The sequence below is a fragment of the Lysinibacillus piscis genome (assembly GCF_026012395.1).
In the GTDB taxonomy this organism is placed as follows: Bacteria; Bacillota; Bacilli; order Bacillales_A; family Planococcaceae; genus Lysinibacillus; species Lysinibacillus piscis.
The window spans coordinates 982,132-1,003,590 of the sequence record NZ_BRZA01000001.1 but is presented as its reverse complement, the minus strand read 5'-3'; the positions used below and the strand labels follow the sequence as shown (position 1 = coordinate 1,003,590).

Annotated in this window: 14 protein-coding genes; 8 read left to right on the top strand and 6 right to left on the bottom strand. The window is 35.7% G+C overall.

Going from position 1 to position 21,459, the window contains the following annotated elements:
• Positions 1-78: 78 nt before the first annotated feature.
• Entirely contained in the window at positions 79-510 is a 432-nt protein-coding gene (locus OPF91_RS04925; RefSeq protein WP_264987573.1) for a hypothetical protein, read from the bottom strand.
• A 438-nt stretch (positions 511-948) separates the two neighbouring features.
• Here OPF91_RS04925 and OPF91_RS04920 point away from each other — a divergent pair, with 438 nt between their 5' ends.
• Both OPF91_RS04920 and OPF91_RS04915 read left to right on the top strand, forming a co-directional pair.
• Positions 949-2,229, top strand: coding sequence for an oligosaccharide repeat unit polymerase (locus OPF91_RS04920; protein ID WP_264987572.1), 1,281 nt, complete (start codon positions 949-951; stop codon positions 2,227-2,229).
• Positions 2,230-2,651: 422 nt separating this feature from the next.
• Complete coding sequence (locus tag OPF91_RS04915; RefSeq protein WP_264987571.1) at positions 2,652-4,061, top strand: VanZ family protein; 1,410 nt, start codon at positions 2,652-2,654, stop codon at positions 4,059-4,061.
• 433 nt (positions 4,062-4,494) lie between these two features.
• Here the strand turns inward: OPF91_RS04915 and OPF91_RS04910 are convergent, their stop codons facing one another.
• Entirely contained in the window at positions 4,495-6,438 is a 1,944-nt protein-coding gene (locus tag OPF91_RS04910) for an S-layer homology domain-containing protein (protein ID WP_264987570.1), read from the bottom strand.
• 238 nt (positions 6,439-6,676) lie between these two features.
• Here OPF91_RS04910 and OPF91_RS04905 point away from each other — a divergent pair, with 238 nt between their 5' ends.
• From OPF91_RS04905 to murJ, 4 genes are all read left to right on the top strand, one after another.
• A complete protein-coding gene (locus OPF91_RS04905) occupies positions 6,677-8,941 on the top strand; it encodes an S-layer homology domain-containing protein (RefSeq protein WP_264987569.1) in 2,265 nt (754 codons plus the stop codon).
• Positions 8,942-9,120: 179 nt separating this feature from the next.
• Entirely contained in the window at positions 9,121-10,266 is a 1,146-nt protein-coding gene (locus OPF91_RS04900) for a polysaccharide pyruvyl transferase family protein (protein ID WP_264987568.1), read from the top strand.
• The gene (locus tag OPF91_RS04895) at positions 10,263-11,363 is read left to right on the top strand and encodes a glycosyltransferase (RefSeq protein ID WP_264987567.1); all 1,101 of its coding nucleotides are present in this window, start codon (positions 10,263-10,265) and stop codon (positions 11,361-11,363) included. The genes OPF91_RS04900 and OPF91_RS04895 overlap by 4 nt, the downstream gene beginning before the upstream one ends.
• Positions 11,360-12,898, top strand: a complete 1,539-nt coding sequence (gene murJ / locus OPF91_RS04890; protein WP_264987566.1) for a murein biosynthesis integral membrane protein MurJ — start codon at positions 11,360-11,362, stop codon at positions 12,896-12,898. Before OPF91_RS04895 ends, murJ begins: the two co-directional genes overlap by 4 nt.
• A gap of 48 nt (positions 12,899-12,946) precedes the next feature.
• On the opposite strand, the gene OPF91_RS04885 is transcribed toward murJ, so the two are convergent.
• Both OPF91_RS04885 and brnQ read right to left on the bottom strand, forming a co-directional pair.
• Positions 12,947-14,317 (bottom strand): S41 family peptidase, encoded by a 1,371-nt coding sequence (locus OPF91_RS04885; RefSeq protein WP_264987565.1) that lies wholly within the window; start codon positions 14,315-14,317, stop codon positions 12,947-12,949.
• A gap of 47 nt (positions 14,318-14,364) precedes the next feature.
• Positions 14,365-15,672 (bottom strand): branched-chain amino acid transport system II carrier protein, encoded by a 1,308-nt coding sequence (gene brnQ, locus OPF91_RS04880; protein ID WP_444980431.1) that lies wholly within the window; start codon positions 15,670-15,672, stop codon positions 14,365-14,367.
• 212 nt (positions 15,673-15,884) lie between these two features.
• Between brnQ and OPF91_RS04875 the strand changes: the two genes are divergently transcribed.
• Positions 15,885-16,736 (top strand): C40 family peptidase, encoded by an 852-nt coding sequence (locus OPF91_RS04875; protein WP_264987563.1) that lies wholly within the window; start codon positions 15,885-15,887, stop codon positions 16,734-16,736.
• A gap of 54 nt (positions 16,737-16,790) precedes the next feature.
• Here the strand turns inward: OPF91_RS04875 and OPF91_RS04870 are convergent, their stop codons facing one another.
• Positions 16,791-17,702 carry an accessory Sec system S-layer assembly protein gene (locus OPF91_RS04870; RefSeq protein ID WP_264987562.1) on the bottom strand — a complete coding sequence of 304 codons (912 nt, stop codon included), beginning with the start codon at positions 17,700-17,702 and terminating at the stop codon, positions 16,791-16,793.
• 2 nt (positions 17,703-17,704) lie between these two features.
• Complete coding sequence (gene secA2, locus OPF91_RS04865; protein ID WP_264987561.1) at positions 17,705-20,068, bottom strand: accessory Sec system translocase SecA2; 2,364 nt, start codon at positions 20,066-20,068, stop codon at positions 17,705-17,707.
• Between the two features lie 307 nt (positions 20,069-20,375).
• On the opposite strand from secA2, the gene OPF91_RS04860 reads away from it, so the two are divergent.
• Positions 20,376-21,449: a glycosyltransferase family 4 protein gene (locus OPF91_RS04860; RefSeq protein WP_264987560.1), complete on the top strand. Its 1,074-nt coding sequence runs from the start codon at positions 20,376-20,378 to the stop codon at positions 21,447-21,449.
• Positions 21,450-21,459 lie beyond the last annotated feature (10 nt).

Sequence of the window (21,459 nt, the reverse complement as noted above, 5' to 3'; positions counted from 1 at the left end):
ATTTTTAGATAGAAATTAAATATATAGTTCAATTTGGATATCTAAGGGTTAATGATTTTTTATTTGGTTACAACTTAACTATTTTGAAAAATAAGCTGTAGCTCTAAATTCAGTACCACCAGCATTATAGATGTACAGAATTGAATAATTACCAGCAGGAAGAGCACTAATGTTAGTATTAATCAAACTTGTTGACCAGATAAATTCACCACTATTACCAGATACGCCTACATTAATAGAGCTTTGCCCGCTTAATCTAACATTTGAATTGGCATCTTTGATATACCAAGATGCTGTACGACCATAGTGGCTTGCTGAACTATCCACAGTGAATTGGAAATTATGGACAAGTGTACTTGCGGAACTACTGTTAATATTTGCTTGATAATCAAGCATTGCTGCTTCCGCTTTAATTGGTTGTGATAGCTCTACCACACTTACTGTGCCAATGGTGCCTAATGCAATTGTACCAGCTAAGGCGATTTTACCTATTATGGATGTGTATTTCATTTTTACAACTCCTACTACTTATTTGTAAATACATCGTGTTATTTACATTTTTTATGTTAACATAAAGATGAATTTTTTGGAAGTATAAAATATGTTTTTATTATTTTGTTAAATATAATAAATTTTATAAATATTATGAGAATTATGTTCTATTTTATATATAAATAATATTGAATGAATTGATAAATAACTTGAGTAGATTGGAACCTTTTGTGTTTATATACGTTTTAGTTTTATAATTTGTCATAGGGCTTGATAGTATTTTTCTATTTATTAGAAACCAGATTTTTATCATTATTAATTAAAAGATAAAGATGTAGAAAATTTTATTCTAACTATTAAGTACAATCAAATTTGTGGTATAATAGCTCTTGCTTTGTATCGATAAGGAAAACATTCATGAAGGAGGCATCACATCTACATAGATGTATAATATGTATGAATAAATTGAAACCAGTTCTCACAAAGATTAATAAAATTGATACATTTTCACCGTACTTCTTTTTACCGTTTATTTTAATGCTCTACTTTTTTGTTAGTTTATTTGATTTCCACCGTTTTGAAATGTTTAAAATAACAGCCTCTATTTGGCCAGCTGTTATTTTAGCGATTGTTTGTTATTATATTGGCGTTTATATTATTGATAAATTACAATGGACGATTCCATCATTTGGTCTATCCTTCTTTGGCAAATATGTTGTTCATTTTATCGTGGCATTAATGCTACTAGGCTTAGTGTCTTATATTATGATGATGGTCGGTGGTGGTCTGGGTATTTCAGATGAATCCAACCGTCGTAACTTAGACCCAAAACTAAACTTCTTTAGTCAATTGCTATGGTTTGGTGCATTGCTACTACTATCATATAAAATGATTTTAGAAAAACATATGACATGGAAAAAGGCAATTGTGTATGGTGCGATTTTTGCCGTTGTGATGTTTTTATTTTTATTAATGGGTTATCGTACACCATTAGTGATTATGTTATTTACAGGTATTATTATTTTCCACTATGTTGTACAACGAGTAAAATTAACTTGGTTTTTAACGGCCTTATTTGTGATAGGTGTCGTGTTCTCCATGTTTGGTTTCCTTCGAGTGCTGACTGAGGATACATCTAAGGAATTTAATGACCGTAGCCAGCCAGATGTAGAGCTATCTGAGGAAGAGGCTAAACGTTTATTAACGGCTGAGCAAAAAGTGAATTTAACACCAAAATGGATTCGTGCTATTAACCAAGAAGCGGTGACAGGACATATTGTGTTAAGTACAATTATTGAATACACACAGCAAGAGGGTTATTTGAAAGGTGAAATCCATAAAGGCGTTTTTAATACGATTTTACCTGGAGAGCAAATTTCACCACGTATGCGTGTAACAGAAGTCGTGAACTCTATTGGCGTTGAAAAAGGGAAGTACATTACGCGTGAGACAAGAACAACAACACCAACATTTATCGGTCAGCTATTTTTAGATGGTGGCTATTTATTAGTGGCGATTGGTTTCTTACTATATGGTGTTTTGATTTCACTAATTTACAATAAAGTGAAGCAAGGTGGCGTACGCAGCTTCCATGCAGTAGCCTATGCCTTTGTTATTACAGTATTTACCGTGTCAATGCATACAGGTTTACTTGATTTAATCTTTATTTTAATGCTAGGCTTCGTTATTATTGCCTCAGCTATTATCAAAATAGATAATAATAAATTACGTTTTTAATAAAAAAGAGATGTCCGACTATTTTTATTAAAAGTCAAGTTATTTTCTATTATTAAAGCTTTAACAACATGACAAATAGATATAATAGCTTTTTGCAGAATTAGTTGAAGAACTAATTCTGCTTTTATTTTTATAAATTTAATAAAGCTGGATTAAATGTAAGTTGTAAATACTGATTTTATAAATAAAGAACCCACTGTTTTGAAACAAAATTTGATCAAAACAGTGGGTTCTTTATTTATCTAGTTTGGTTATTTCAGGATACGAACATTCAATGAAAGCCTCCGATAGTTGAATAACAACCCCTATTAAATACTTAGTAACTAAACATACTTCATAAAATCTTAAGTTTTATAATGAAAAAACCTTAAGATTTTCTTGCTACAATGAACAAGTCAAATTATTTAGGAGGTTACGTTACAATGGATTTAATTAGTATAGTATTCGGTCTTTTACCATATGTAAAATATTCCATTTTTATCATCGCAATCTTGATGATTGGATACTTTATATATAGAAAGTTTTATCAGGGAAAGTATCCAATACGTCTTTCTAAATTCGTTTTCATCACTTTACTTATTTGTTGGTTCATTGTTGTGTTTGGAATCACTACTCTTAGTAGAGGGGCAAGGTATACGGGACAGATTAATTTTAATTTATTCACTAGTTATGTAAATGCATGGAATAATTGGTCACTGAGTGAATTTCAATTAATCATCTTTAATATGTTAATGTTTGTACCATTAGGTGTGCTATTACCGTTGATTCATCATAAAAACAAATCATTTTGGCGTGTACTCGTCATATCAATTACTTTCACGACTTGTATTGAAATTTCCCAATTGATTACAGGTAAAGGGATTTTTGAATTAGACGACCTTTTGCATAATACCATTGGGAGTTTAGCAGGGTACTTTATCGTAATGGTATTCATTCTATGGACCGAACAACGAAAATTAACATTCATACCGATTATGAAAGCTATTTCTATTCCACTAGTTTTTATTGCGTTATTTGGCGTAGCAAATGTGGTGTATAACGCGCAAGAATTTGGGAATCTGCCATTCAAACCTGCACAAAAACAAAATATGGAACACATACAGCTGCAACTGGAAACTGAACTTTCCAATAAATCACCTAAAGCATGTATTTATTACAATAAAGATGTGAATGATTTAAAAAAAGGGAAATTAATTGCCCAATCTATTGCTAAACAATTTAATTTGAAACAACAAGGTGGCATGCGGATTGACGGGACTAATCGTATATTTACATTTCAAGACGATGAAGGAAGTGCCTATTATTTAACTTATTTCATGTCAAATGGTTCTTGGTCTGTATCATTAGATAATATAAATGATGACCCCCTAAAAATTGATATTAAACAGCAAAAGCAACTTTTAGAAAATTGGTTAAAAAATGAAGGGCTATTATCGAATAACGCTATCTATCAGCAGCAGGATGAACGTACAATTCGTTGGGATTTAGCTGAACCAGAGAATTTACAATCCACATGTGAAGATTTCTCTAAAGGTCTGGTTATGATTAGTCTTTATAATCAGCAAGTACCCGACATATTATCTGATATCAGTGACAATGAAATGGTTGCGAAAAAGCCATTAATTTCACAACAGCAAGCATATAATGTATTGGTAAACGGAGAGTTTAGCACGTACAACCTTTTACAAAAAGGTGATACATTAACGATAACGAATGTTCGCCTAACCTATACTTATGATACAAAAGGTTATTATCAGCCTGTATATGTTTTTACAGGCTTTGTAAATGATTCAGACTATCTAATTGAAGTTTTAGTATCAGCTATTCAGTAAATAAAAAACTGAACTTGCTCGAATAGTGAACACTAAAAAAGTGTAGCTATTCGGGTTTTTTATTCAAGTCATTCAATGAAAGATATTTTTCTTTATCTAATACTAGTAGGTTAGTTTAATAAATACGAACAATTCCCAATAACATTGTGGGAAGATAGACAATAGGGACTCTGCTTTCTAAAAAATATCGATAGCATAACGTCTTTTATTCAACTAAACTGTTCTGCTAATGTTTTTTTCGTCGTTGTAAAATGTTTAGTCTTTTAACAAATCTAAATGAGAAGGATAGTCAAAATAAAAAGCACATCACTGAAATTTAGTAATGTGCTTTTTCATTAAATGTGTAACGGTATAAATGAAACACTATTGAATAAGACTTCATGTACAATTACTTGTACTTAACCTTACAGAGTAGGGCATCTCTTTTCTTGTACTATTTAACTGTTTCTACAATACGAATATAATCTTTATGAATATAGACAGGCATCATAGTTAGTTGATCAGACAGTACCTCATACCAACCATTAACATCTGTATTGGTAATAATGACAGGCATACCACTGCGTGAGTATTTGAACAGTGGACTGTTTGTTGTCGAAGCATCTGTGCGTACATTTAATCCTGTTGTTGTCGTGAAGCCAATCGTATATGGATTATTGGCATCTTTGAAACCTAATGCTTTATCAATTCGATAATAGTGACCTGCGATTTTTGCGCCCCAAAATGGATCTGATGCATATTTCACATTAAAACCGACTGCCTTAGAGCCAATAACAGCACCGTTAGCAAAATTTCTACCTGGTGAACCACCTGGTTGAATGTAATTCGGCTGAAGGAATTTCTCCACTAATTCACTAATATTGGCAGCAATACTGTCAAAGTTTTTATTTAATGGATTGACATCAAAGACATAGAGGCCAAATAGATTATTTAAGTTTTGAGCATGATCACTTAAGCCATATAAACTTTCGTGTTGAGCCATAGATAAAATTAATAAAGCGTTAATTTGTGAAGCTTCTTCTAGTTGTTTTAACGTGCTACCTAAACCGATGAGCTTACTTTTCGTTGTTGCATCTTTATAAATAGAAAGTCCTGAACTTTCTAATTCAGTTAGCTTCGTCATAATATAAGCGTCTATTTCTTCTGCTGTATATTGTGTTTTAGAGCGTATAGGCAAAAATTGATAGTAGTTATATACTTCTCCTTTTGGTGAGCCATCTGCAAGAGAAAAGTGAATGCCATCCCAACTATAGTATTTTTCACCTTTTTGCATAAATGCAGGCGCTTTACCATAGGTGTAGCTAGCATTATATTTATTCGTTGTATAATCATAAAGTGTATGTTTAATTTCCCCATTTTCATTTGAATAATAGGAGCGACCTTTACTCATCGCAAATGGAATTAATGTCACATCAGTTTGTTTTACATAGCCTATATGACCAGCTATATTCACTTTTACTTGTGTCGCATCACTGCTGATATATTCCATCTCTGTATTCGCTGCAATCGCGATTTGATCTTTCAGCGATTCTGAGTTTAACGTGACGTAATTATTTGTGACCGCATAGCCAGCTGTCATTTTCATAATTTTATCCTTCACCACAATAACCTGTGTCGCCTGACTTGCGGCCTTGCTAGCTTCTTCAAAACTAGTAAAGCCTTGTGTGCCTACTAGCTCACCGTTGACAATGCTCTTCACCATATATGCAGGTACTTCAACAGGTGGTGTTGGCGTTGGTGCTGGTGGAATCGGTGTTGGCAATTCCTCAGGTGGTGTTTCTTGTAATTGCATTAGACGATAAATAAACGTGGCAGCTTGTCCAATTGTCGCATTTTTCGTTGGCATGAAATGACCGTCAGAGCCTACAATGATGCCTAATTGTGCACCAGTTGCTACCGCTGAACGATAGTCCTTAATGATAGATGCCTCGTCTTTAAATTTAATCGTAGTGGATCCTTTAGGGATGTGTAAATAATTAATCGCTCTTTCTAACATCACCGCCATATGCTGTCGTGAAATAGCCGTATCAGGTTTAAATGAACCATCTACATAGCCTGTAATGATGCCAGCTGAAGCAGCTAATTGAATATCTTTAGCATATAAATAGGTATCTGGCACATCTGTAAAGTCGATCGTATTTTTTGTTGGTAATGCTAATGATTTTGCTAAATAAGAAGCAAATTCCCCACGTGTGACATTGTCACCTGGACGATAGCTTCCTTTTACGTCTTGCATGAGTGCATTTTTGGAGATTAAATATCGAAGTCCTTGTTCATGTGTATGACCAGTCAATTCATCTGCAAATACTTGTGACGGTTGCCAGCCTAAGAAACAAATGCTTATCATTAGCGTCATAATAATCGATAGTTTTTTCATATTAGTATCCTCCTAAACTTCTACACTATTTTAACAAAGTTCGAGTATGAGGATAAGAGACAAAGGAGCCAAATATAGAAATAGTTCTACTATAAAATATTGAACTTTTGTCGATTATATGACATATCAAAATAGCTTAAATGTTCCATAGCTATTTTGACATATTTTTGATAATGTTATAGAAGTAAAATAGTTGAAGGGAGAGTGAAGGCTCTATATTTTTCAGAGCAATCTATCAATGAAAAGAATGACAAAAAAATTATTGTTTTTAGTTGTGATTATGTCAATGGTTATAAGCCCACTGAGTGCTTATGCAGCGCAAACGGTAAAAAAGGATTATCCAGTATCCAAAGGTGTACAGTATAAACAATATACATACAATGATGGAGCGACCAATTCGATTAATCATCTGATTATGAATGTAGAGGATCCACTGACACAGGTACAGCTTGGCTTGCCTGCAAAGGTTAATGGGAAAGAGTCGACAGTAGCGAATGCGAATCGTTATTCACGTGAAGGAAATCGAGTAGTAGGAGCTATTAATGCGAGCTTCTTTAATATGTCAGAGGGATATCCATTGTTTTTACTTGCTCAAAATAATGTGATTATCAATGGCGGTGTCGTATCAAGCGGCGCTGATGAATATATGAATGTCCCAACAGCATTTGGTATGACGGCTGATGGGCGTGGACGAATTGATTATTTCGATTTTGATGTAACACTTTCTCATAATGGGACGAGTTATGAAATGTCAGGAATGAATCGTGTTCGTAATATTTATGAATCAATTATCTACACACCACAGTTTTATAGTAAAACGACAGACACGAATGAATATGGCTTTGAAATTGTTGTAGATACAGGTGAGCCAGTAACTGAAAATCGTTTCGGTCAAACATTAACAGGAAAAGTAACACAAATTACGCCATACGGTTCAAAAGAAAAAGTAACGATTCCTCCAAATGGCTTTGTTGTGTCAGCACAAGGTGGAGATTGGCATAGCAAGTTGGGTCAAATTGCAGTAGGGGATGAGTTAAGTGTCAATTTTTCAATTGATAATTCATGGCAGGATGCGCAATTTATTTTAGCAAGTGGTCCATATTTAGTGAAAGATAAAAAACCGTATATTATGATGAGTACTTCTAGTTCACGTGCTAAATTAATTGCACCACGTACAGTTGTAGCGACAAGCAATAATGGACAAACAGTGCATTTCATCACAGTGGATGGACTTCAAAATCATAGTAAGGGTATGAATATGGTCCAGCTTGCCAACTATTTAGTATCGCTTGGTGTCGAAAATGCGATTAACCTCGATGGTGGTGGTTCTACAACGATGGGTATTCGTAATTATGGTAGCAATAACGTGGTATTGGCGAATTTACCATCTAACTCTGGTAATACACAGCGCCTTGTATCTGCGACATTGTTAGCTGTTAGTACAGCACCAGATGGCAAAGCAACACATGTGAAATACACAAATAGCACAGACTATGCAACACTTTTAGTAGGAGCTTCGTCTACTATAGCAGTACAGTATGTTTTAGATGATAATTATACGACATTACCAATCGATGGGCGTATCTCACTAACTTCAGAGAATCCGTCATTGACTGTGAATGGTTCAAGCTATACAGCGACACAGGCAGGAGACGGGCGCATTTATATCAATTATGATGGAGAGCCTCTACAATCATTCCAAGTGAAAACAGTAGATGCACCAACAACAATGACACTTGCGCCAAACGCTAAAACGGTAAACGCTGGTGACACAGTTGCCTTTAAAGTAGATGCAAAAGATGAGGCAGGAAAAGCGATTGTCTATGATGCTTCACAGGTCAAATGGTCAGTGGAAGGCAATATCGGCACAATCACAAGTGCTGGTAAATTTACTGCACAGAACCCTGCAACAACGGGTAAGGTCATTGCCACACTAGGAACAAAAAGTGTTGAAGCGGCCGTTACTGTTGCTAAACCAGCTCTATTTAAAGATATTCCAACTAACTATATGTACTATAAAGAAATTGAGTATTTAACGAACAATAAAATTATTACAGGACAAGCAGACGGTACATTTAGACCAGATGATAAATTAACGCGTGCACATGCGGCTGTTATTATTAGTCGAGCACTTGGTTTAGATGTAACGAATGTAAAAAATCCAAGTTTGAAAGATGTACCAGCTAACCACACATACTATAAGCAAATTGCGGCAGTTGTAGAAGCGGGTATTATGAGTGGTAAAGGCGATCAAACCTTCGATCCAAATGGTACGTTAACACGAGCACAGATGGCAAAAATTGTAGCATTAGCTTATCAACTAAAAGGGACAAGTACAATGAACTTTAAAGATGTGCCAAAGGATCACTGGGCATATAGCTTTGTACAGCAGTTAGCAGCTAATAATATTACAACAGGTTATAAAGGAAATATATATAAACCAAACGAAGCGATTAGTCGGGCACATTTCGGTCTATTCTTATATAGAGCCATTCAACGATAAAGTGAACCTCTACTGATTGTTAGTTTCATCAATTGGATTTGACAGCCTGTTCATACAGGATAAAGATGAGCGGCTTCATCATGATAGTGTGGTGAAGTCGCTTTCTCTCTATATAAGCATAAAAGTTAAACACAATTATGATATAATCACAGTATTAAAAAGATAAAGGATGTTTTTTGATGAAAATAGGCATTGTGGGGAATTACGGCAATGATAATAATGGAGATGAGTCCATATTATACGGCATTCTTCAACAAGTAAAACAAACATTTTCTGTAACGAATGATGATATCACCGTATTTAGTAATAACACACAGCAAACATCCGAGCGTTACGGTGTACATAGCTATCCGTTATATTATCGCAAGAGTAATTTAGTTAAAACATTTATCCACACGTACAAAAATAATAAAGAATATGTATCGACCTTCGACCTTCTTATTATTGGTGGGGGCGGTATTTTAATGGATTTTTATAAACGTGAGGCACACCTTTATGGAACATATGCCATGATGGCAAAGCGTAGTAATGTTCCTTATGTGATTTATGGGTGTGGAGCAGGTCCACTTGATACGCTGTCAGGAAAAGTAAGTATTCGAATGATGTGTCACTATGCAGCAAATATTTCTGTACGTGATCCAGAATCGAAAAAGCTATTAGAAAGCATTGGGGTTAAAAAGCCAATTGAAATTATTGGTGATCCAGCTTTTACATTAAAGAAGGAGCGTCATCATTACGCTGACAAGCCTGTTAAAATCGGTGTATCGGCAGTGCCATTTTATAATGCAAATTATTGGCCAGAGGGTGACACGAAAAAATACGATGCCTATGTAACAGGCATGGCTAAAAATTTAGACCAAGTGATTGCACAACATCATACACACATTACATTTTTCGCAACGAAATTTCCACAAGATGTGACGGTGACAAAGGATATTCAGAAAAAAATGCAGTATCCTGACCAAACAACGATTATTGGCGAAAATTTAGTACCAGAGCGACTATTAGAAGTAGCCGAGACACAAGATATTATCATTGGTACACGTCTCCATTCATTGATTTTGGCAACAGATGCGGAAACGCCGATTATTGCTGTTTCTTATCATACGAAGGTGCAAGATTTTATGTCCTTTGTAGGGGCATCGGATCGTTGCTTGCAAATGCAGGATATCGAAAAAGATGAACAGGCACTAGCTACAGTTGTTGAGAAACTCAGTAGCAATTGGCAGCAATCTATTGCAGAGACGAAACAAATTGCAACTCAAATTCATCAAGAGGCCATGTCTGGTCAGGAATTAATGAAGAAGGCAGTGAAACGTCTATGAAAAAAATACTCGTCATTAGTAATATGTATCCAACATCTGACCATCTATCATTCGGTATTTTTGTGAAAAATCAAGTAACAGCATTAGAAAAAGCTGGAGTAGATGTAGAAGTAGCAGCGAATACAAATCCAGCAACAGGTAAGAAAAATACGATTTTGAAATATACAAAATGGGCTTGGAAAACTATAGTGAAGGGCATAAAATATCGTAAATCCATCGATTTGACACATGCACACTATGTTTTTCCTTCAGGTATGTTGTCATTATTGCTCAAAAAAATGTTTGGTATTCCGTACATTGTCACATCACATGGCGGCGATATTGAGCGTATGGCGAAGAAAAATGCGAAAATCCGTAACTGGACTGCAACAATTTTACAGGAAAGTGAACATATTATTGCTGCGGGCCCTGTTCTTGCTGAACAAATTGAGCAAGACTTTGGCATTGAGCGTTCAAAAATTTCAGTTGTTAGTATGGGTGTGAATCGAGAAATTTTTGTCAATAGTAGTCAAGAAGAAGCTCGTCAAAAACTTCAATTAGCCTCTGAGCCATTTATTTTCCTTTTTGTAGGGAATGTCATTCAGCAAAAAGGGGTAGAAGAGCTATTACAAGCCTTTCAAATGTTAAAAACGAAAGTAGCTCGCCCGATGGAATTAATGATTGTAGGCTCAAGACGAGATGAAAATTTTGTCCATTCATTGCAACCATTAGTAAGCGAAGACGTCAAATTCATTAATCCAGTCAAACAACAAGAGCTTATTCAATATTTTAATGCTTGTGATGTTTTTGTCTTACCATCTCATTTAGAAGGGTTTGGCTTGGTGGCATTAGAGGCTTTAGCGACAGATACACCTGTCATTGCTTCCAGTGTGGGAGGATTAACCTCACTGCTTGGGGAAGGTGCGGGGCATTTAGTGGAGCCAAAAAATGCAATGGCTCTATCTGAGGAGATGCTACGTGCGATGAATACATCAAAAGAACAGTATATGAATCGTCAGGCAGTTGACCATGTTTTAGCGATTCATGATGAAAAAAATATAACGGCTCGCTGTATTGCGATTTATGAATCGGCCATTAAAGGTGGGAATGGTTTATGAATCGATTTATAAAAATCATTGGCGCTGTAACGATTATTAACATTGTTGCACGTGTTTTCGGTTTTTTACGTGAAGTGATTATTAGTTATCAATATGGTAGTACACATATAGCAGATAGCATTTTCACAGCCTATACAATCCCGAACTTTTTATATTTAGTAGTGGGAGGAGCATTTACGACAGCCGTTATCTCCATCTATAATCGTGAAACAACAGATAAAGGATTATTTGTAAAGCAATCTTTTACGATTGTCTTATTGACAGTCACATTGATGACTATTATTTTAGTAGCATTTACGAATCCGATTATGAAAATGTTTTACGAGGAGAAAATGGCTAAAAAGGAATTTACTCAAGAGGATTTAGAGCGAGTGAAGTTGCTGTATTATTGGATGATGCCATCATCTATTTTACTTGTGCTATCCTCATGGTATAGTGGCTTATTGAATGCTAATCAAAAATTCCATTTATCAAGTTTTTCTATTTTAGTTTATAATGTTATTTTTGTGGTTATTGCATTCATTTTGTCTGAAATTGAGTTTATTGGACCAATTGGTTACGGCATTAGTGCATTACTGAGTGCTGTCATTATGCTGTATTTTTTAATTGTTGGTTATAAGAAATTAAATTCGTTTCAAGTTGGTTTTTCATTTGAACGAAATATTTCATCCAAGCAATTATGGGTTATGATTTTGCCGATTGTGCTTGGTGGCGCAACAATTCAAGTTTATTCCTTGTTACAGCGAGCATTTGCAAGCACCTTATCAGAAGGGGCATTGGCTGCGATTAACTATGCTTCACGGTTGATGCAGTTTCCACAGGCTATTTTGATTACGGCTGTTACAACGGTTATTTATCCAATTTTGAGTAAAAAGGAAGCAGAGAATGACCATGCTTCTATTAAAACATTGTATTCTAAAGGGTTACATTATTTACTCTTATTACTGCTACCAGTAACAGCGTATTCTTATTTCTATTCGGAAAATTTGATTCAAGTCGTTTACCAGCGTGGTAATTTTGATGCATTATCGACAGCTATTACAGCACCTGTATTTGCGATTTTTGTGTTGTCTATGTATTTTTTAGCAGCGAATACGTATATTACACGCTTCTATTATGCAAAAGGTGACTCGATGGCACCTGTCATTTTTAGTTTAATCAATGTATTTGGTGTCAATATTGCCGTCATCATGTTATTTATGAATCAATATGGTGCAGAAGCTATTGCATGGGGAACAATGGTTAGTTCGGTGACAAACTTTATTATGCTCGTTATTTATGCAGGGGTTAAATATGATTTGAAAATGGGTATTTTTAGTAAGGAAATTCAATTTTTCAGAGCCATACCACCAATGATGATTATTACACTTGTCATGTATTTCTCAAGCGAGTATTTAACATTTAGTAATAGATGGTTGACATTTATAGTGGGGCTTGCTGTTTTTAGTGCCGTTTTAGTAGGCTCTTATTTAGTATTTGGTATTAAGGAAGTAAGAGAATTTAGCGGACGTTTAAAACGTAGATTTATCAAATGAGATAAAAAGGGTATCATAGCTTGTTGTCTATGATACCCTTTTGGTTTGTTATTTTTTTACTGTGATATACAAATAAACACCTGTTTTTGAATTTTTTTGACTTTGAGGATGGACGATGAGCATATAATCTTGTCCAGCAATTAATGGCTTGGCTGGTGTAATACTTAATGATTTGCCATCTACTTTCGTTGTAATTGGAATTGGTTGATTGCCCAATGCTACGAGTTGTACGCTGCTTTCTTTCAGCGTTTTCGCAAGTGTTTGTGAAAATTTCACTGTAAATGTTTTGTTCGTTGGTACATTTTTAAGACTTGCTAGCTCTTTATAATCTTTGTAGTGTGTTTTTAAAATATCGTAGTGTGCTTGAGCAAGAGGTGCTGCTGTTTCAATAGTAGGTTGAACGCCTCTGCCATTAATTTCTTTACCAGAAGGGCCTGTAAATTTACCGACTGTCAGCTTTAAATAACTGCCATCATGTAATTCAAAGAAACCCTGCATCACACCTTTACCATAGGTTGTTTCTCCATATAAAATAGCTGATTGCTGATCCTGTAAGGAAGCCGCTAACATTTCAGAGGCACTTGCACTATAACGATTCACAAGAATACGTGTGTCAGCTGCAAATTTTTCTGTTTGATTGATTGCTCGCACTTCATGTGAGGTATGTGCTTCTTCTAATAAATAAGCAATTTTAGCTTTTGGGAACAAGCCTGCAAGCTCCTCAGCTACAGCTACATAACCACCACCATTGTTTTGCAAATCTAAAATAAAAGAAGTTGCACCACGCTGTTTTAATTGTGTTAAAGCTTTTTTAACAAGCTTTCCACCATCTTCTGAGAAGGAAGACATTGCAATATAGCCAACATCTCCAAATAATAGCTCCGATTCTACATTTGGTAATGAAAATTTCTTACGTGTCACTTTCTTTGTTACAGTTTGCCCATTTTCTTGGTGAAGTGTGATGTCTACCTGTGTACCCTCATCACCAACTAATAAGGAGGAAACTTCCTGAGTAGAGCTGCCCACAATATTTTGTCCATTGATAGACACAATAATGTCGCCAGCTTGAATGCCAGCCTTTGCAGCACCACCGTCTTCAATAACTTGTAAAATATGAATGCCATCCTCATGCTCTTCAATAACAACACCGATACCAATAGCTGTTTGATTGATGCTATTCATAAATGCTTCAAATTCCTGTTTAGTAAAATACACAGAGTAGGGGTCTAACATGGCAATGATTTCAGGAATTGTTTGAGCATTTTTTAGGTTGCCATTGACAGTACCAACATAATTTTCTGTAACAAGCGTTTTAATTTCTTGTACGAGCTGTTGGTCATTGTTTGCGGCTGAGACATGCCCGACTATTAAAAAGATAAAACTAACAGCAAAGATAAAAGACCATAATTGTTTTCTCATATGTCACCTCTTTTTTAGGGTACTTTCATTATACATGAATTTCCACATTAAGGTCTTTTACTAAGATAAATAATATAGCCAATCATTGCACCGATGCTTGCAGGAATAAGCCAACCTAAGTTTTGTTCATAGAAAGGAAATGCTTTCAACATCCTTTCATAAAAAGGGAGCGTGATAGCTACTTCTTTAAAGCCATCATAAAGGCTAACAAAAAATGTTGGAATTAAAGCAGAAATATAAACAATTGCGCCACCTTTAAAGAAATGATCTAAAAGTGAGAGCAACATCAGGACGATAGCTAATGGATAAATAACAAGTAGCACAGGTAAGGAGGCATTTGTAATTTTCGTTAACCCAACATTCGTAATGGCTAAACTAAAGAAGGTGAAAATGTACAGAAATACTTTATAAGGAATTTTCGGCAATAAACGATGAAAATATTGAGCGTTGGCTGTAAGTAAACCGACAGCTGTAGAAATACAGGCCAATAAAATAATAATCGCTAAAATGATACTGCCAAAATGGCCAAATAGTACTTTCACAGATTGAGCGATAATACTACCACCATTATCAAATGTACCAATGGATTCAACACTTGTATTGCCAATATAACTAAGTGATATGTAGACAAATGCTAGACCAATCGCAGCAATAACACCAGCAAAAATAGTCGTATTAATTTGCTGCTTCGTATTCGTCATCCCTTTATCCTTTAAAGCCTGTAAGATAACAATCCCAAAGACGAGTGCACCTAAGACATCCATTGTTAAATAGCCTTGTACAAATCCTTCTGCAAAGGGAGAGATAACATAACTACCTACCGCTTGTTGTGCCTGTCCCATTGGTGTTATAAAGCTTTTAATAGCTAATAGTAAAATCACAATCAATAAGGCAGGTGTTAAAATTTTCCCAATTCGATCAACTAATTTGGAAGGATTGAGTGATAAATAGAGAATGAATGCAAAAAATAGAACAGATGTGATAAAAAGTGAGACACTGTGATGAGTGAATCCTTCGGGAAGTAGCGGTGCAATACCAATTTCATAAGAAACCGAACCTGTACGTGGCATTGCGAAAAAGGGACCGATTGCTAAATAAACAATGGAGGTGAACATAACACCAAATACAGGGTTAACACGATTAGCCAACACTTGTAAATCGCCACCTGCTTTAGCGACAGCCACAATGGCGAGCAATGGTAGACCTACCCCAGTTGCTAAAAAGCCTAACATGGCAACAGCAATATTTTCTCCCGCTTGCTGTCCCAATAATGGTGGGAAGATAATATTACCAGCACCTAAAAAGAGTGCAAATAATAATAAGCCCACTGATAAATTTTCTTTCATAAAAAGCATGAAACTTCTCACAATAACCTCCTACTATCTTAAAAGCAAAACTTTCAAAAAATTTCAACTGCAAAAATGTATAATAGCATAAAGAGGGAATTTTTGCAAAGTAAAATAGGCTAAATAGAATAGTTGAATATAGTTAGTATTTCCGTGTTCTAATGACTAAATATCTAGTATGATACTTATAAGGTAATCATTTTGTGAAACGGAGGATAGTTATGAAAATATCCAAAAAACTAAGCGCTGTTACTTTAGGAATCGTATCTACTATTTTTCTAACGATTCCAACAGCAGAAGCAGCAACATATGTTGTACAAAAAGGTGATACATTAACAAAAGTAGCACAACGTCATCAAGTATCGATACAAGATATTAAAGCATGGAACAATCTAGTAGAAGATACTATTTTCGTTGCGCAAAAATTGGATATTTTAACACCAGCAAAACCGATTGTTGTTTCACATACGGTTGCAAAAGGAGATACATTATCCAATATAGCTAAGCAATACAATGTAGCATTGAAAGATATTAAAGAGTGGAATAAGTTGCAAAAAGACACCATTTATATTGGACAAGTGTTGGCAGTTTCACCAGTGGCATTAATACCTGAAGAAGAAAGTGTACATAAAGTGGTTACACCAAGCCCATCAACAGACACTACTATTCTCGTGAATGCTCCTACAACAAATAGTCAAACTATTTATAAAAAGGCAATAGAACTTGCGAACACATTAGTTGGTATACCATATGTGTTTGGTGGAAATACGGTAGAAGGTCTTGATTGTAGTGGTTTAATTTTCTATACATTTAATCAAAGTGGTTTGAAAATTGCGAGGGATAGTAGTGAAGGCTATTATTTTGGCAGTACCGTACAAGTGAAAAATCCGGTAGCAGGGGATTTGGTATTTTTTGAAAACACATATAAAGAAGGTATTTCACACATGGGCATTTATCTTGGTGGCACTAAATTTGTTCATGCAGGCACAAATGGTGTTGAAGTATCAGATGTGACCAATTCCTATTGGTCAACAAGATTAGTTGGCTATAAGCGATTCGATATTATTAAATAGCTTGAAGAGGGCTATTCAGAAGATGTATTCTGAATAGCCCTTTTACATGAAAAATTATATTGAAGCTTGTGTTACACGTGCTGTCCAGCGAGAAAGGTCAGCCCCTTTTGGATTTACTAACTTTGCTGGGAAAATAAATGTCCACGGTTTTGTGGAATTAGGCTGTACGGTTAGGATTGGGTCCATTTTGAAAGAGCCCTTTGCAATTTGTATACCTCTTGCATCAATGATTTCCAATGGTAGCTGTTCAAGATTAATCGCTTTATTATGTCCATTACGAATAAAGATTGATACATTTAAGCTACCATCATTTGAAAATTTAGCTTGTAAACCAGTAAAGTTGACCTCTGTTTCACCAAGCTTTGGCAAATCTTTCACGATGCGTGCTAATTCTTCTTTTTGCTCTGCTGGTAGTTGCTCTTCCCATGTTGCATCTAACTCTAATTGATGGTCACGTAAGGAAACTAAATTGAAGGCAAGCTTCCATCCTTCCTCGGGCACTTCTGTGACTTGACGACTCGCTTGGTCAAATTCAAATACCCATGGGCGAGCACTTTCTGCTGGAATTGTGCCAAGTGTTTTAAAATCGAATCGTTTGGAAGCAACCAGTTTTTCATCTTTATCAATAATGAATAGTTCGATGTCACCAAGCTCAATTTCTTCTGGTAAAGAAGAACGGAAGAACGCACGTACAAGCCATTTACCAGTACGCATATCTTCATCAATGCTGATCGAAGACAGTGATAATTGGTTTGGTTTTAATGGCTCTAATTCATTAGCTAAAAAGTTAAAAATATATTTTTGCTCTTGCGGTACTTCCCATTCTGGATGGAAGGATAGCTTTGTGATGACATCACGCTCAGCATCTGTTTCATCAACACTCATATTTGTTAAAACATCTTTTGAGCTAACAGTACTTTCTTTCCCGACTGTATCTGTTTTTTTAAAGAATGAAAATAAACCCATGATTATAGTTCCCCCTGTTCAGCTTCTACGATTTTCATAAAGCCTGTAATCTCACTAATAATTGAACGACGTAACTCTTGGAAGTTTTTCCCGAATAATTCTAAGCCTTCACGCTGATAAATACGCATTGGATCTTCTTGCTGGTAGTGACGCAGTCCAATACCTTCTTTTAAATGGGCCATTGCTTCTAAATGTTTCACCCAACCACTATCCAAGTAGCTAAGCATCACTTGAGGAATGACAGCCATGACACGTTCGTTATCTGCGAATTTTTCCATTTGTGCAGTCAATTCGTCTACAGGTGCTTGTAAAGAATCTAAAATAGGAATCACTTTGCCGACTTCGCGATCGATGGTAACAGGGTGTATGAATAGACTGTTTAATGTTTTTTCCATACTATCATAGTCCCACTCTACAGAAGGAAGCTCTTCTGGGGCAGCATCGCGTACAGCAAAATCTACTGTTTCATAGAACATTTGCTTTAATTGTCCTAATAAATCTTCACCTGCTAAAATTTTATCACGCATGCCATAAATAACAGTACGTTGATCATTGATAACATCATCTAATTTGAGATTGTATTCACGCATACCGTATTGTGAGCCTTCTACAATGCGTTGTGTGCGGTCAATTAGCTCTTGCACATCCTTATTTTGAATGATGCCTTGCTTATCTACGACCATTTTAGATGAAAATTTCTCTACATCTTCTTTTGCGTAGCGGCGGAACATATCATCTTCAATAGAAAGGATGAAGCGGCTTTCCCCAACATCGCCCTGGCGTCCAGAACGTCCACGTAATTGATTATCAACACGACGGCTTTCATGTTTTTCTGTTCCGATAACAAATAGACCACCAAGCTCAGCGACACCTTCACCTAGCATAATATCTGTTCCACGACCCGCCATGTTTGTAGCAACTGTAATACGTCCTTTTTGTCCTGCTTCAGAGATGAGTTCTACCTCTTGTTCAACCGTTTTCGCATTCAATAGTTGGAACTTTAATCCTTCTTTTTTCAAATAATCAGCGACTGTTTCTGATTGTAAGATGGAAGTTGTTCCAATTAAGATAGGCTGTCCTGTTTCATGACGACGTTTTGCTTCTGCCGCAACATGTTTATATTTAGCCTCTTGTGTACTAAAAATAAGGTCAGCTTGGTCTACACGTAGACGTGGACGGTTTGTTGGAATTTGCACAACTTCCATGCCATAGACTTCACGAATTTCTTTTTCCTGTGTTTTCGCTGTACCCGTCATCCCAGAAAGCTTTGGATACATACGGAAATAGTTTTGAATTGTAATTTGTGCTTGTGCTTTATTTTCTTCAGTAATTGTTACACCTTCTTTAGCTTCAATCGCTTGATGTAAACCATCAGATAATGAGCGACCTTCTAAAATACGGCCAGTGAACATATCAACAAGCTCAATTTTATCATCTTTAATGATGTAATCTACATCGCGTGCAAACATTACATGTGCACGTACAGCTTGAATGACATAATGATAAAGTGTTTGGTGCTCAAGATCATATAGATTGTCGACATTGAAGGCAGCCTCTACTTTTTCAATTCCTTTTTCTGTTAAAGAAGTAGCTTTTGTCTCATCATCGAAGTCATAGTCTTCTTCTGCTTTAAAGCGTTTTGCCAACATTGCTGCAATACGGTGAAGCTCATCATTTGCAGGCATTTTTCCTGCGATGATAAGTGGTGTTTTTGCTTCATCAATTAGGACACTATCCACTTCATCAATAATGGCAAAATGATATGGACGCTGTACCTTATCAGCTAAGCTATGTGCCATATTGTCGCGTAAATAGTCAAAACCAAACTCTGTTCCAACACCATATGTGATGTCAGCATTATACGCTTCTTGCTTTGCGTTAGACTCCATCATTGGTATATTTAAGCCAACTGTTAAGCCTAAGAAACGATGAATTTGTCCAACTAATTCGTAGTCACGTTTTGCTAAATAGTCATTGACTGTAATAACATGTACACCTTTGCCTTCTAATGCACGAACATAAGAAGGAAGTGAAGCTACAAGCGTTTTTCCTTCACCCGTCGGCATTTCAGCAATATTGCCTTCTGTTAAAACAAGTCCACCGATAAGCTGTACATCAAAGTGACGCATGCCTAATACACGTTTTGAAGCTTCACGCACAACCGCAAAAGCATCTGGGATGATTGCTGTAATGGGTTCGCCTTGCTCTAAACGTTTCTTGAAAATAAAAGTCATTTCTTGCAATTCTGCATCTGACTTGTTGACATATTGTTCTTCAAGACTGTTGATTTGTTCTACTATCTTATAGTAGCGCTTTAATTGACGAGCACTCGTTTGCTCTGTATTACGTTTAAAAATTGAGAACATGAAATATACGCTCCTTTTAAGTTGTCTACTGTTAGACACTTCATTATTCTATCAAATTTTACGAATGGTGACCACACGTGTTTAAACTGTGCGAAAGCGTGAGTGCAACGTAGCGACAGCAACAAATGTTTTCTGTGCGAAAGCGTGAGTGCAACGTAGCGACAGCAACACTTGACATGTATCATTGAAAATGAGGCATAATAGATAAAAAATGATGGAAAATAAATAGAAAAAGTATATTTCATTGCTTGTTCATGCTATAATTAAATGAGGATTAGATGTAGATTATTTTTTGAGGAGGAGAGACATGCTTTACGTGTCTTTACTAGCAGCATTTGTTGCTTCCATATTATTAACTCCACTGGTGAAAAAATTAGCTTTTCGGATAGGCGCAGTAGATGCACCAAATTATCGAAAAGTACATGCACGCATTATGCCAAGACTTGGCGGATTAGCTATTTTTCTCGCTTTTTTAATAGGTATAGCCATATCGTCGCCATTTTTAATCAATGTGTTTACAGATGGTAGTGGTGGCCCTTATTTATTAGCCATTGTGCTTGGTGCATGTATTATTGTCGCAACAGGTGTTATCGATGATATGCGTGAAATTTCTGCTAAAGCGAAAATGCTTGGTCAACTGATAGCAGCGCTTATTGTTGTTTTTGTTGGTGGCATTCAAATTGAAGTGATTAACTTGCCATTCGTTGGTGAATTGAATTTTGGTTTACTAAGTATACCGTTAACAATTTTATGGATTGTAGGTATTACAAATGCCATTAATTTAATTGATGGTTTAGACGGTTTAGCAGCAGGTGTTTCTTCTATTGCATTGCTTACATTGTCAGTCATGGCCTTTAGTATGGGCAATATGTTTGTATTACCTGTAGCAGCCATTTTAGCGGTGGCAACAATCGGCTTTTTATTTTACAATTTCCATCCAGCGAAAATTTTTATGGGTGATACAGGAGCCTTATTTTTAGGCTTTATGATTTCAGTGCTTGCTTTACTCGGTTTTAAAAATATTACAGTAGTATCATTCATTATTCCTGTTATTATGTTAGGTGTACCAATTTCTGATACATTCTTTGCTATTGTACGTCGTGTACGTATGAAGCAAAAATGGTCTGATCCAGATAAATCTCATTTGCATCACCGTTTGCTTGATATGGGGTTCACACATCGTCAAACGGTATTAATTATTTATGCGATTGCGATGATGTTTGGATTAGCAGCGGTTATTTTCTCAATGGCAAAAGTATGGGGTGCTATCTTATTAATTGCCGTAATTTTAACAGCGATTGAAATATTCGTAGAAATTATCGGTCTAGCAGGGAAGAATTACAAACCATTATTAAATTTTGTGCGGATATTTAATAAATAAACGATATAGG